The 11,743-nt window shown below is 67.6% G+C and carries 13 protein-coding genes; 8 read left to right on the forward strand and 5 right to left on the reverse strand.

Annotation, left to right across the window (positions count from 1 at the left end):
• Positions 1–191 precede the first annotated feature (191 nt).
• Positions 192–1,352, reverse strand: coding sequence for a hypothetical protein (locus ACN469_RS31560; RefSeq protein WP_498773928.1), 1,161 nt, complete (start codon positions 1,350–1,352; stop codon positions 192–194).
• 345 nt (positions 1,353–1,697) lie between these two features.
• Here ACN469_RS31560 and ACN469_RS31565 point away from each other — a divergent pair, with 345 nt between their 5' ends.
• The 3 genes from ACN469_RS31565 (at position 1,698) to ACN469_RS31575 (ending at position 5,089) form a co-directional block, all read left to right on the forward strand.
• The gene (locus ACN469_RS31565) at positions 1,698–3,665 is read left to right on the forward strand and encodes an alpha-amylase family glycosyl hydrolase (protein ID WP_498773930.1); all 1,968 of its coding nucleotides are present in this window, start codon (positions 1,698–1,700) and stop codon (positions 3,663–3,665) included.
• Between the two features lie 11 nt (positions 3,666–3,676).
• The gene (locus ACN469_RS31570) at positions 3,677–4,672 is read left to right on the forward strand and encodes an aldo/keto reductase family protein (RefSeq protein WP_498773932.1); all 996 of its coding nucleotides are present in this window, start codon (positions 3,677–3,679) and stop codon (positions 4,670–4,672) included.
• Positions 4,673–4,798: 126 nt separating this feature from the next.
• Positions 4,799–5,089 carry a hypothetical protein gene (locus ACN469_RS31575; RefSeq protein WP_498773934.1) on the forward strand — a complete coding sequence of 97 codons (291 nt, stop codon included), beginning with the start codon at positions 4,799–4,801 and terminating at the stop codon, positions 5,087–5,089.
• A gap of 88 nt (positions 5,090–5,177) precedes the next feature.
• Here ACN469_RS31575 and ACN469_RS31580 read toward each other — a convergent pair whose 3' ends face one another.
• Positions 5,178–5,651, reverse strand: a complete 474-nt coding sequence (locus ACN469_RS31580; protein WP_498773936.1) for a hypothetical protein — start codon at positions 5,649–5,651, stop codon at positions 5,178–5,180.
• 104 nt (positions 5,652–5,755) lie between these two features.
• Between ACN469_RS31580 and ACN469_RS31585 the strand changes: the two genes are divergently transcribed.
• The gene (locus ACN469_RS31585; RefSeq protein ID WP_498773938.1) at positions 5,756–6,349 is read left to right on the forward strand and encodes a hypothetical protein; all 594 of its coding nucleotides are present in this window, start codon (positions 5,756–5,758) and stop codon (positions 6,347–6,349) included.
• Positions 6,350–6,373: 24 nt separating this feature from the next.
• On the opposite strand, the gene ACN469_RS31590 is transcribed toward ACN469_RS31585, so the two are convergent.
• Positions 6,374–6,754, reverse strand: a complete 381-nt coding sequence (locus ACN469_RS31590; protein ID WP_498773940.1) for a hypothetical protein — start codon at positions 6,752–6,754, stop codon at positions 6,374–6,376.
• A 34-nt stretch (positions 6,755–6,788) separates the two neighbouring features.
• Positions 6,789–7,364 carry an NIF family HAD-type phosphatase gene (locus ACN469_RS31595; protein WP_498773942.1) on the reverse strand — a complete coding sequence of 192 codons (576 nt, stop codon included), beginning with the start codon at positions 7,362–7,364 and terminating at the stop codon, positions 6,789–6,791.
• A 202-nt stretch (positions 7,365–7,566) separates the two neighbouring features.
• On the opposite strand from ACN469_RS31595, the gene ACN469_RS31600 reads away from it, so the two are divergent.
• The 4 genes from ACN469_RS31600 (at position 7,567) to ACN469_RS31615 (ending at position 10,991) form a co-directional block, all read left to right on the forward strand.
• Positions 7,567–8,799, forward strand: coding sequence for a PQQ-dependent sugar dehydrogenase (locus ACN469_RS31600; protein WP_498773944.1), 1,233 nt, complete (start codon positions 7,567–7,569; stop codon positions 8,797–8,799).
• 224 nt (positions 8,800–9,023) lie between these two features.
• On the forward strand, positions 9,024–9,734 hold the full coding sequence (locus ACN469_RS31605; protein WP_498773946.1) for a MotA/TolQ/ExbB proton channel family protein: 711 nt from the start codon (positions 9,024–9,026) through the stop codon (positions 9,732–9,734).
• 3 nt (positions 9,735–9,737) lie between these two features.
• Positions 9,738–10,172, forward strand: a complete 435-nt coding sequence (locus ACN469_RS31610) for an ExbD/TolR family protein (RefSeq protein ID WP_498773948.1) — start codon at positions 9,738–9,740, stop codon at positions 10,170–10,172.
• Between the two features lie 15 nt (positions 10,173–10,187).
• Positions 10,188–10,991 (forward strand): energy transducer TonB, encoded by an 804-nt coding sequence (locus tag ACN469_RS31615; protein WP_498773950.1) that lies wholly within the window; start codon positions 10,188–10,190, stop codon positions 10,989–10,991.
• Between the two features lie 51 nt (positions 10,992–11,042).
• Here the strand turns inward: ACN469_RS31615 and ACN469_RS31620 are convergent, their stop codons facing one another.
• Positions 11,043–11,540, reverse strand: coding sequence for a MarR family winged helix-turn-helix transcriptional regulator (locus ACN469_RS31620; protein ID WP_498773952.1), 498 nt, complete (start codon positions 11,538–11,540; stop codon positions 11,043–11,045).
• Positions 11,541–11,743: the final 203 nt, after the last annotated feature.

Here is an 11,743-nt window from a genome sequence, read left to right on the forward strand (position 1 = left end):
GCGCGCAATCCCTGTCGGATTCAAGTCAGTGCAATGGCCGGACAACACTGACAAATCCATCACCGTCAAGAGTTGAACAGGACCATTCCGCCCCATTGCCAGACTTCCGCCTCGAACTGAAAAACAACAGGCCGGGCCCCCACGAAGGAGGACCCGGCCTTGGGATGTGAAGCTTCCCGTGGAGCGAGGGACTACGGCATGCGGCTCTCGTTCACGGTCTGGCAGGGCTCCATCTCATCCGGGGTGGTGAGGAACCGCTCCTGGCGGCTCAGGCTCCGGAGGATGCCCAGGCCGGCGTCACCAATCTGCCCGCCTCCGTCATAGAGCAGGGCCGTCCAGTCGTTCTGCGTCGCGGGGAACACGTCCGCGAAGCCGCTGCGATTGAAGTCCCGGCTGTAGGTCGCGGCGTCGAGGACGCCATTGCCATTGAAGTCGGTGTTGGTGCTCGCGTTGCCGACGACCGACACGCCGTTGAAGCGAAGCCCGCTGATGCGGGCGAGGTCCGCTTCGGTGGTGGGGGCGACGGGCGCGAAGCCCGCGCCCTCGTTGACGGCCAGTTCGTTGAAGGCGGCGACCTGCACGCGCGAGTAGTCGAGCACGTTGGCCACCCCGCCGATGCTGAACCCATGGAACTGGTACTCGTAGTTCATGATGCTCAGGTAGTTGGGCTTGAAGTTGGCGTGGTCGGTGCCGCCGTGGCGCAGGCCGATGTTGTGCCCCAGCTCGTGCATGATGGTGCCGGCCTGGTCCAGCGACGAGCCGCCTCCGGCGAAGCCCAGGGTCATCACGAGGTCATGGCCGGGGATGCCGCGAGAGATGCCACTGGAGTTGCCCCCGTCGTAGCGGGTCGCGATGACCATGTAGTGGAAGAACGGCCCCCGGCTCGCCGCGAAGTACTTGGACTTGATTTTGTCGAAGTCCGTCCAGACGGGGTTCAGGTCCGCGTCCGCGTCCGCCGCGGCAATCTGCTGGTCCACCACCAGGTGCAGCGTAATGCCCGTGGTGCCGTTCGGGTTGCTGACCGGCGCGTTGGCGAACGCCGTGATGACTCGGTTCAACGTGGCCTGGGTGGGCTGGAGGCCGGGGTAGTAGTCCAACTCCACGAAGACGTCCTTCTTGCGCGCGTTCGACCCGAGCGCGGCCAGGTCGATACCACCGAAGCCGAACGTCTCCGCGTAGTCGCTCAGGCGGTCCCCGTCCGTGTCGGTGCTGTTGGGATTGGTGCCCAGGACCATCTCGACGATGTCGCAGATGCCATCCTTGTCCGTGTCCAGCGAGGTGAGCAGGCACCCAACCGGGAGCGGCAGGGGCACGGCGTCCGCGGTCGCCAGCTCCTGGTCAAGGGTGGCCATCTCGTCCTGCGGCATCTCGGCGACACCACAACCACTCATCCCAAGGACCAATGACACTGACAGCAGACTTTTCCGAAACAGATTCATACACATCCTTTGTACTGCGAGGAGCTACATCGCGTCGCGCAACGCCCTCTATACGAATTTCATTTAATTTTCGATTTACCTTTTTCTCCGCTCCAGACTAATCCTTGCAAGTTGGGACGATAGGAATTGGGCAGGTGCGGACGACCCCACCAGTGCCTTGAATTGAACGAGCGTCGGCCCCCTGGGGAGGATTTACCCTGGGGCCCTCCCGCTGTCGGAATGCGGCGCATCGCGCGGCGTCCGCGGAGCGAGGGAAGCATGTCGACACGAGAGACGAAACCAGACGAGTCACGCGGGTCGCGCAAGGACTTCAGCGAGGCCGCGTGCAAGCAGCGCGGCAACCAGGTGTTGCAGCGCACCACGCGCTCTCGCTCCGCGCCGGAGCTGTTCGGTCCCGCGGACCAGCTCCAGGCGCCGGGCTTCCTCACGGCCTTCGTCCCGCTGGAGCCACAGCCGGAGGCTTCCTGGCGGCCGGGAATGGGCGTCATCCCCTTCGACGGCGGCGCGACGTTCCGCGTCTGGGCGCCCCATGCGCAGCGGGTGCAGGTGGTGGGCGACTTCAGCCACTGGCACGCGGTGGAGCTGGCGCGCGAGCCCTCCGGCAACTTCTCCCGCGACATCCCAGGCGCGGGCCACGGCCAGCAGTACCAGTTCGTCGTCCAGGGCCGCTACGGCGACTGGCGCTGGCGCAATGACCCGCGCGCCGCGGACGTGACGAACTCCACGGGCAACAGCGTCATCCTGGACCATCGCGACTTCGTCTGGCGCTACGACGGCCACTTCCAGATGCCGGACTTCCGCGAGGCCGTCATCTACGAGCTGCACATCGGCACGTTCAACGACGCGCCCGGCTGGGGGCCCGGCCACTGGCTGAGCGCCATCGACAAGCTCGACTATCTGCGCGAGCTGGGCGTCAACGTGGTGGAGCTGATGCCCTCTGCCGAGTTCGCGGGGGACTTCTCCTGGGGCTACAACCCCACCTTCCCCTTCGCGCCGGAGAGCTCCTACGGCACGCCCAATGACTTGAAGCGCTTCGTGGACGAGGCGCACCGGCGTGGTCTCGGCGTCATCATGGACGTCGTCTACAACCACCTGGGGCCCAGCGACTTGCCACACTGGGACTTCGACGGCGAGACGTTCGGCCGGGGCGGCGTGTACTTCTACGCGGACTGGCGCGCGAGCACACCCTGGGGTGACACCCGTCCGGACTACGGCCGCGCCGAGGTGCGCGACTACCTGCGCGACAACGCGCTGATGTGGCTGCGCGAGTACCACATGGATGGCCTGCGCCTGGATGCGACGAAGGAGATTCGCACCGCCAGCGGCGTGGACAACCCGGCGGGCTGGGAGCTGCTGCGCTCCATCACCGAGACGGTGAAGCGCGAGTTCCCCTGGAAGCTGCTCATCGCGGAGGACATGGCGGCCGACCCCGCCGTCACACATCCACAAGGAGCGGGCTTCGACGCGCAGTGGGACGCGGCCTTCGTGCACCCGGTGCGCGCCGCGCTCATCGCACCCTTCGACGAGGGGCGGGATTTGAACGCCGTCCGTGACGCGCTGTACTTCAACTACAACGGCGCGGCCACCCAGCGGGTCATCTTCACGGAGAGCCACGACGAGGTGGCCAACGGGCGCAGCCGGCTGCCCACGGAGGTGTCGCCCTACAACCCGGGCGACCTGCTCGCGAAGAAGAAGGCGCTGCTGGGCGCGGTGCTGACGCTGACGGCGCCGGGCATCCCCATGCTCTTCATGGGGCAGGAGTTCCTGGAGGATGGCCACTTCGATGATGGAGATCCGCTCGACTGGAACAAGCCGGGCTGGTTCGGCGGCATCCTCCAGGCGCACCGGGACCTCATCCGCCTGCGCCGCAACTGGCACGACACGAGCGCGGGCCTGCGCGGCGACCACGTCCACGTCTTCCACCTGAACCACGTGGACAAGGTGATGGCGTTCCACCGCTGGGAGCACGGCGGACCCGGCGATGACGTGGTCGTCATCGTGAACCTGGGGCACCGCGCCTTCACGGGGTACGAGCTGGGCCTGCCTTCGGACGGGCTGTGGCGGGTGCGCTTCAATGGAGACTGGCGCGGCTACTCGCCGGACTTCGGAGACACCGCCGTGCACGATGTCTGGGGGGAATGGGGCGGACGGGACGGGCTGCCCGCGCGCGGCGCGCTCTCACTGGGGGCCTACAGCGCGGTCATCCTGTCTAGGAATCGCTGGTAGGCTGGCGTCCCATGCACTTCCGTCATCTTGGTCGCAGCGGTCTGGCCGTCAGTGAGATTTCGTTCGGCAACTGGCTCACGCACGGCTCCCAGGTGGAAGAGGACGCCGCGCTGGCCTGCGTGAAGGCCGCGCAGGACGTCGGCATCACCACCTTCGACACGGCGGACGTCTACGCCGGCACCCGCGCGGAGTCCGTGCTCGGCCGCGCGCTGAAGGGCCAGCGTCGCGCGGGCTATGAGCTGTTCACCAAGGTGTTCTGGCCCACCGGTCCCGGGAAGAACGACTGGGGCCTGTCGCGCAAGCACATCATGGAGTCCATCCACGGCTCCCTGAGCCGCCTCCAGACGGACTACGTGGACCTGTACCAGGCCCACCGCTTCGACACGGCGACGCCGCTGGAGGAGACGATGGTCGCCTTCGCGGACATCGTCCGTCAGGGCAAGGCCCACTACATCGGCGTCTCCGAGTGGACCGCCGACCAGATTCGCCAGGGAGCCGCGCTCGCCCGCGAGCTGCGCATCCCCTTCGTCTCCAGTCAGCCCCAGTACTCCATGCTCTGGCGCGTCATCGAGGAGCAGGTCATCCCCGCGTCGCTCGAGGAAGGCCTGGGTCAGATTGTCTGGTCCCCCATGGCCATGGGCGTGCTCACCGGAAAGTACCTCCCCGGCCAGCCTCCTCCGGCGGGCAGCCGCGCCACGGACCCCACCGGCTCGCGCTTCATCGCCCGCTTCATGAAGGACGACGTGCTCACCCGCGTGCAGCAATTGCGTCCGCTGGCCCAGCAGGCGGGGCTCACCATGGCGCAGCTCGCCGTCGCGTGGGTGCTCCAGAACAAGGGCGTCTCCTCCGCCATCATCGGCGCCTCCCGCCCGGAGCAGGTCCACGACACCGCGAAGGCCGCCGGCGTGAAGCTGGAGGCGGAGTTGATGCGCCGCATCGACGAGGTGCTCGGCCCCGTCGTCGAGCGCAACCCCGCCCTCACCGAAGTGCCCGACCGGAAGATTTGAAGCACGGCTGTCGCGCGACAAGCCACTGACGCCGGAGCGCGAGGACGAGCAGGTCGGTGCGCTTCGGTTCAACGACCTCCCGCGCCGCCCTATACTCGCTCCAGGCTCTTCCTCTGGAGGTGGCGTGTGCGTTGGTTCGTAATCACCGCGGTGCTGTTCGCGTCGAGTGCTTCCGCCCAGTCTCCTGAATGCAAGTCGGCGAAGAAGGAGCTCGCGGAGCGGGAGGAACAGCTCACCACCTTGAAGAAGGCGCGCAAGGACATGCGCGACGTGGTGCTCACCGCGAAGAAGGGGCGCGCGCACAGCCGCGCCCTGGACTCGCTGGAGAAGGCGGATGACGCCATGGAGGACGCCGTCAAGCGGGCGACGGCGGAGCAGACCCAGCGAGACAAGCTGACCAAGGAGATCTGCAAGTAGCCGTCGCGCCGGCCAGGCGGCGTGAGCACCTCACGCCGTCTTCAGCCACGCACGGCGGTCGCCGGGTCCACGAGGCCCAGGTGTGTCGTCATCCCGCCGAGAGATACACGTTGAAGTCCAGCGCGTCGGCCACGTCGGGCACATCCACGCGGGCATCATCCAGCCAGTCCGACAGCGCCTCGCGCCCGTCACCGTCATCGTCGATATCGGAGATGTCCGTGTTCCCCTCGGCGATGGCGTGCAGCAATCCCTCCAGGCTGGAGGAGATGGTGCGCGACTCACCCTCCGAGCCGAGCAGCACCACCGCCCAAGGCGCCTCCGCGTCGAAGCGGAGCAGCGCCAGCAACGAGCCATCCGGCAGGTTCAGGAAACAGAACGCGTCCCGCTGGAGCCGCTCGGCGACCTTCGGGTTCCACTCCTGGGGCACGGCGGTCGCGATGAGCTCGAAGTCGCCAAGGCTCCCGTAGGTTTGCGTGCCGAGCCACTTCCCGAAGTCCACCAGCAGCGGGGGAAGCGAGTGACCTGCGGGGGCGGTGTCGAGTCGAACGGTGTATCGAGCCATGAGGCCGCACGGTACTCCGAGTCTCGAGCGCTCAAGTTCCTGATGTTTCCGAGGTACGGAATCCCCTTGAGGCTTCGCTCGGGGATGGCGCATCGTCTCCGGCAATGGAACAGCCATCTTCCCAGAGCACCTCGGGGTCCCCACCCGTCAACAAGTACTCCAGCACGCAAGTGCTCCTCTTCATCGCGGGCACGCTCTTCGTTGGCATCGGACTGGGTGTGGTGAGCGTGGGCCTCAAGAAGGGGGGCTTCCTGACGACCACGGATGTGGGCGGCCTCGCGGAGCTGGCGTCCATCCAGGAGCAGCTCCGGCCACTCGAGGCCTGCGAAATCACCTACAACACGCGCGACAAGCGGGGTCACCGGAAGCACCCCGACACGGTCTTCACGAGGACCTGCACGGCGGGCGATTTCATGTCCGTCACCATCCGCGTCCCGTCGACCTGGAGCAACGTCGGCTTCGAGATGACCCGAGGCTCCATGTCCGAGCCCTGGGAAGTCCTGGTCGAGAAGGACGAGGTGCCCTTCCCCGAACTCAAGGCCGCGCTCTACCACTTCGCCCCGCTCATCGCCGCGCAGTACCCCGATGGACTCCGTGAACGGCGCGAGCGCTCGAACGCGTACGAACACGAGCGCAGGGAGCGCGAGCGCGCGGAAGAGGAGCGCAAGAAGGGAGCGAAGAACACCTATCCGGAGTGACGCTCCCCGCCCGCGTCCCTCAGCTCAACGCGGGCACTTCGGATGCGCCGCGGCGTGCAGCCGCTGGTACTCGGGATGCGTGAGCTCTCCCGCGAAGAGCGTCATCGCGACTTCGCCCCAGGTGCCGGCCCAGTCATAGGGCATCACGAGCGGGTCGTAGTGCACGCCCGGCGGCGGGGGCGGCGGCGACATCATGAGATAGGCATCGCCGAGCCGATGCGGCGGCAGCTCCCGCGCGAGGACTCGACGCTGCAGCTCGTCGAAGGAGATGTCGCCGCGCTTGTACGCGGAGGCATCGACCAGCGCGGCGGAGTAGTCCGCGCTGTCCTCCGGAATCCGAGGGTCCCTCGATGGCCCGCCACGCGGCGGCGGCATGCCGGGGGGCCTCGGCGGTGGCTTCGTCATATGCGCTCCTGATGTCGGGAAGCCGAACTGTCCCTCAGCCGCGCGGATTCCTCCAGCCCCGCTTCTCCAGCACCCGCACGTTGGGGACCTCCGCGAGCGTGGCCAGGTAGTCCGACAGCGCCGGCAGCTCGGCGTCATCCTCCTGTCCCTCGAAGGGCCGCACGTAGATGGCATTGCCATAGTTGTGCAGACACTTCGCGGGGGTGTCGTCGACGATGAGCATGCGCTCCAGCCGGAACCCCAAACGCTTCAGCTTGCTGAGCTTCTTCGCATATTCGTAGTGCGAAGCCGAGTCCATGCCGCCCTCCTCCAGCCTCCGCGCATGGTCCACGGTGAAGGTGCACCGGCCGCGGCCCCAGACCAACTCGGGGCGACGCTCCGGCGGGAAGAGGTGCTGGACGATGGCCTCGACGTAGCGCTCCGACGCGGACGACCAGACGGCGAGGCGGAACCGTGCCGCGCACTCGGCGAGGAACCGTTCCACGTGGGGCCGCAGGTAGACGTGGAAGCCGAACACGCGGAGGTCCGCGGGGCGCTCCAAGGGCGACTCGCGGGCGTGAATCAGCGTCTCGTCCAGGTCCAGCACCAGGAGCAGCTTGTCCGAGTCCATGCGGGTCATCGCTCGTCTGTCTGCGGGGGCACCACTTCACCAGTGGACACATGCCAGGGACGCGTCCCTTCCTCCACTGCTGACTCCTCCACGCATGCCGTGTTGCCCCGCGCACAACGCTCCGCGAGTCCAATGGGCGGCACGCGCTCCAGGGCCAATACCTGTCTGCTTCACCCCTCTCCCCACCCCCGTGAGGAACCCCATGCACCTGCGTGTCTTGTGGACGACCCTGACCTGCACCACCCTTTTGTCCATCGCGGGAACAGCCTGGGCCCAGGACGCCGCGCAAGGTCCACGGACAGCGCCTCCCAACGTGTCAGCGTTCGACCCGGCCTTCCCAGGCCAGACGCGCGCGCCCGCCGTGCAGTCCCAGACGCAGTACCAGGTCACCGAAATCGCCGGCGGCTTCAACTACCCCTGGTCCGTCGCCTTCCTGCCGGACCAGCGCATGCTCGTGACGGAGAAGCCCACCGGGAAGCTCTTCATCGTCACGCCCCAGGGCGTGAAGTCCGCGCCCGTCGAAGGGCTGCCTCCCGTGGACGGCCGCGAGCAGGGAGGACTGCTCGACGTGGAGGTCGACCCCGACTTCGCCACCAACGGCCTCATCTACTGGACCTATTACGAGCCACGCGAAGGCGGCAACGGGCTCGCGGTGGGACGCGGGAGGCTCAGGGACGGCCCGCAGCCACGCATCGAAGCGCTCCGAATCATCTTCCGCATGAAGCCCACGCTGGACTCGCGGTGGCACGCGGGAGGCCGCCTCGTGTTCGCCAACGACGGCACCCTCTTCGTCACCCTGGGCGAGCGCTCCATCCTCACCGGCCGCGTCCAGGCCCGACAGCTCAACAGCCACTTCGGCAAGATTGTCCGCATCCACACCGACGGCACCGTGCCCGCCAACAACCCCTTCGTGGACAACCCCGCGGCGCGCCCGGAAATCTACTCGCGGGGCCACCGCAACGTCCTCGCCGCCGCGCTCGACGGCCAGGGCCGGCTCTGGGAAGTGGAGATGGGGCCACTGGGCGGCGATGAGCTGAACCTCGTCGAGCCGGGCAACGACTACGGCTGGCCCACCATCGGCTACGGCAAGGAGTACTCCGGCGCGCCCATCCACGAGAGCTCCCAGGGCCCGGGCATGGAGCAGCCTGTCTACTACTGGGACCCCGTGATTTCCCCGTCTGGGTTGACCATCTACTCGGGGAACCTCTTTCCTGAATGGAAGGGCAACTTCTTCATCGGCGGCCTGTCCAGCCACGCCCTTATCCGACTCGTCTTGAAGAACGACCGAGTCATCGGAGAGGAGCGCTTGAAGCCGGCGGGGAACGCTCGGGTCCGCGACGTCGTCCAAGGCCCCGAGGGCGCGCTCTACCTGCTCACCGACGCGCCGAACGGCCGACTGCTCAAGGTCACCCCGCGCGCTGGCGCACCGCTCTGAGCCACGGGGCCAGGAGCGGCGCGAGCACCCTCGCGTGGAGCCACCCGGAACGAAGGCGGACGGCCGGGCGACAAATGTGTTTCCAGTCGGTGCCAGATGGCGCGGGAAGCGGACAAACAGGCTGATCCATTTGACTTTCCGGGCCGACGGAACAAGAGATGGGCGCACGAGTTGGCAACCGGGTTACCGACACCCGTCACCCACTTCCCCCCAGGCTTCCCTTCATGACGCTTTCCCTCCTCCTGGCCCAGACAGGGCAACCCGAGCTCGGCTGGCTCAGCAGCAAGCTGCTCGGCGTCACGCTCACCTCCGCCGAGTGGGTCCTCTGGATTCTGGTCGTCCTCTCCGTGCTCTCCATCGCCATCATGCTGGAGCGCACGGTGTACTTCGCCCGCAACCGCCTGCCGAACTCGGAGGCGCTCGCGGTGCAGTTGGCGCGCGGTGACTTCGAGGCGGCGCGCAAGGCCGTGCAGGGCCGCACGGGCATGGAGGCCGCCATCATCCGCGAGGCGCTCGCCTCCGCCCCGCAGGGCGCGGACACCGTGGAGCAGGTGATTGCGTCCACCATGTCCCGCGAGCGTCCCCAGTACGAGCGCTTCCTGTCCTTCCTCGGCACGCTGGGCAACAACGCCCCGTTCATCGGCCTGTTCGGCACGGTGCTCGGCATCATCAAGGCGTTCCATGACCTGGGCTCCGCCAACGTGAAGGGCGCGGCGATTCAGCAGACCGTCATGGGCGGCATCTCGGAGGCGCTCGTCGCCACCGCGGTGGGCCTGGCCGTCGCGATTCCGGCCGTCGTCGCCTTCAACATCTTCAACCGTCAGCTCAAGACGCTCACCAGCCGCGCCAACGCCCTGGGCTACGCGCTGGTGGGCAGCATGCGCGCCGAGGGCCGCACGCCCGACACGGCCGCTCGCGCCGCGGAGGGCCGCTAGCCCATGGCCGGAGGCGCACAGCAGGACGACGAGGAAATCACCGGCATCAACGTCACCCCGCTGGTGGACATCGTGCTGGTGCTGCTCATCATCTTCATGGTGACGGCCAACTTCATCGTCCGCGAGACGGTGGAGGTGGACCTGCCCCGCGCGGCCAACGGCGGCGAGACGGTGCAGGGGCTCGTCAACGTGGTGCTCGACAAGGAGGGCAAGCTCTACTTCGACGGCGCCCCGGTGAATGAGACCGACCTCAGGGCGAAGGTGGCCGAGGCCATCGCCAAGGACAAGGACACCCGCGCCATCATCAGCGCCGACCAGAGCATCGCGTACGGACAGGTGATGCGGCTCATCGACACGGTGAAGGGCCAGGGCATCGCCAAGTTCGCGCTCAACATCGAGAAGGACGTGGCCCCCGCGGCCGCGCCCGCCACACCCTGACGCAAGGCCCAGCGCATGAGCCAGGCGGCCGTCGACACCTCCCCTCCCCTGTTCCCCCGCCGTGAGCGCTCGCTCATGGTGGTGGGCATCTTCCTCCTCGTGTCGCTGGTGCTGCACGGCGTGGGGTTCTGGTACCTGAACCTCATGGCCGAGCGCCCGCGCCCCGTCGTCCAGCGCCCGGTGGAGCTGGTCATGGTGGAGGTCCAGAAGCCGCCTCCTCCGCCTCCTCCCGAGGAGAAGAAGGAAGAGCCCAAGCCGCCGCCGCCCAAGCCCAAGGCGGTGAAGCCCCCGCCCATCAAGGTGGCGGAGGTCCCCAAGCCGCAAGCGCCTCCGCCGGAGCAGCTGCCGCCTCCCCCCAACGAGCCGCCGCCCACGCCCCAGGCCAAGCCGCCGCCGCTCGTGGTGGGCATGACGATGTCCTCCACCACCAGCGCGGGCTCGTTCGCCGCGCCCGTGGGCAACACGGCCTACGGCAAGGCGGATGGCATCGCGAAGGACCCCAAGGACGTGAAGGGCTACTCCGCGCCCAAGTACACGCCCATCTACCAGGTGGACTCCGAGCCCACCGTGGCCTCCGAGGTGAAGGTCCCCTACCCGGAAGAGGCCCGCCGCGCCGGCATCGAGGGCACGGTGACGCTGTCCATCACCATCGACAACGAGGGCCGCGTCGTCGCCGCCAAGGTGCTCTCCGGCCCCGGCTACGGCCTCAATGAAGCGGCGCGAGACGCCATCAAACGCTTCCGCTTCAAGCCCGCCATCAAGAAGGGCGAGGCCGTCTCCACGGAGATGAAGTACTCGTACACGTTCCTCTTGGACTGAGGCACGCCGGGCCCCGCCTCCACTCCGGGAGGGCTGGGGCCCGCGCGCGTGTCACTGCGGACGCAGCGCCCGGCGCATGATGTCGCGCAGCGCGCGCAGGTCATCATCCGACAGCGCGGCGATGAGCTCCGGTGGCTCCGCCAACCGCTCCAGGAGCCGCTCCCGCAGCGCCACGCCCGGCTCCGTCAGCACCAGCATCTTCACGCGCCGGTCCTGCTCGCTGCTGCGCCGCTCCACCAGGCCCCGCGCCTCCATGCGGTCCACCAGCCCGGTGACGTTGGACGCGTCACACGACAGGTAGTTGGCCAGCGTGCTCATCGCCAGCGGGCCCTCGCCGAGCTGACGCACCACGTGCGCCTGCACCGGGGACAGCTCGAACTCGGCCGCCAGCGCCGGGAAGTTCCTCATGTGGGCGTGCATCAGCTCGAACAGCAGCGTCCACGCCTGCTTGGGCAGGTCCCCCGGCTCGTCCTCCCGGGCCTCCGGCCCGGAGTGCGGTGACTTGCCCCGTCGCTCCAGATTCTCGCTGCTTCCACTCATGTCACTCATGGTAATTCACCCCGGACACCTAAACAATTGACTTCATCAACTATTGAGGGTTACTACATTCCGGAGCTTCCAAAATCTAACGACATGGCCTATGTGGGGCCGACCCGAAACAGGACCGTGGAAGAAGCCAATGCGGCGGCGGAAGACCTTCATAAGAGCCGGGGCGGCCCTTCGCGCTGAATTCCTGACGTTCATGACGCGCC

This window comes from Corallococcus terminator (genome assembly GCF_049194865.1).
In the GTDB taxonomy this organism is placed as follows: Bacteria; Myxococcota; Myxococcia; order Myxococcales; family Myxococcaceae; genus Myxococcus; species Myxococcus terminator_A.

Excerpts from the sequence above, each read along its gene's own strand:
- ACN469_RS31600 (WP_498773944.1), top strand. The coding sequence starts at position 7,567 with ATGCACCTGCGTGTCTTGTGGACGACCCTGACCTGCACCACCCTTTTG.
- ACN469_RS31565 (WP_498773930.1), top strand. The coding sequence starts at position 1,698 with ATGTCGACACGAGAGACGAAACCAGACGAGTCACGCGGGTCGCGCAAG.
- ACN469_RS31585 (WP_498773938.1), top strand. The coding sequence starts at position 5,756 with ATGGAACAGCCATCTTCCCAGAGCACCTCGGGGTCCCCACCCGTCAAC.
- ACN469_RS31570 (WP_498773932.1), top strand. The coding sequence starts at position 3,677 with ATGCACTTCCGTCATCTTGGTCGCAGCGGTCTGGCCGTCAGTGAGATT.
- ACN469_RS31605 (WP_498773946.1), top strand. The coding sequence starts at position 9,024 with ATGACGCTTTCCCTCCTCCTGGCCCAGACAGGGCAACCCGAGCTCGGC.
- ACN469_RS31560 (WP_498773928.1), bottom strand. The coding sequence starts at position 1,352 with ATGGCCACCCTTGACCAGGAGCTGGCGACCGCGGACGCCGTGCCCCTG.
- ACN469_RS31610 (WP_498773948.1), top strand. The coding sequence starts at position 9,738 with ATGGCCGGAGGCGCACAGCAGGACGACGAGGAAATCACCGGCATCAAC.
- ACN469_RS31615 (WP_498773950.1), top strand. The coding sequence starts at position 10,188 with ATGAGCCAGGCGGCCGTCGACACCTCCCCTCCCCTGTTCCCCCGCCGT.
- ACN469_RS31595 (WP_498773942.1), bottom strand. The coding sequence starts at position 7,364 with ATGGACTCGGACAAGCTGCTCCTGGTGCTGGACCTGGACGAGACGCTG.
- ACN469_RS31590 (WP_498773940.1), bottom strand. The coding sequence starts at position 6,754 with ATGACGAAGCCACCGCCGAGGCCCCCCGGCATGCCGCCGCCGCGTGGC.
- ACN469_RS31620 (WP_498773952.1), bottom strand. The coding sequence starts at position 11,540 with ATGAGTGACATGAGTGGAAGCAGCGAGAATCTGGAGCGACGGGGCAAG.
- ACN469_RS31580 (WP_498773936.1), bottom strand. The coding sequence starts at position 5,651 with ATGGCTCGATACACCGTTCGACTCGACACCGCCCCCGCAGGTCACTCG.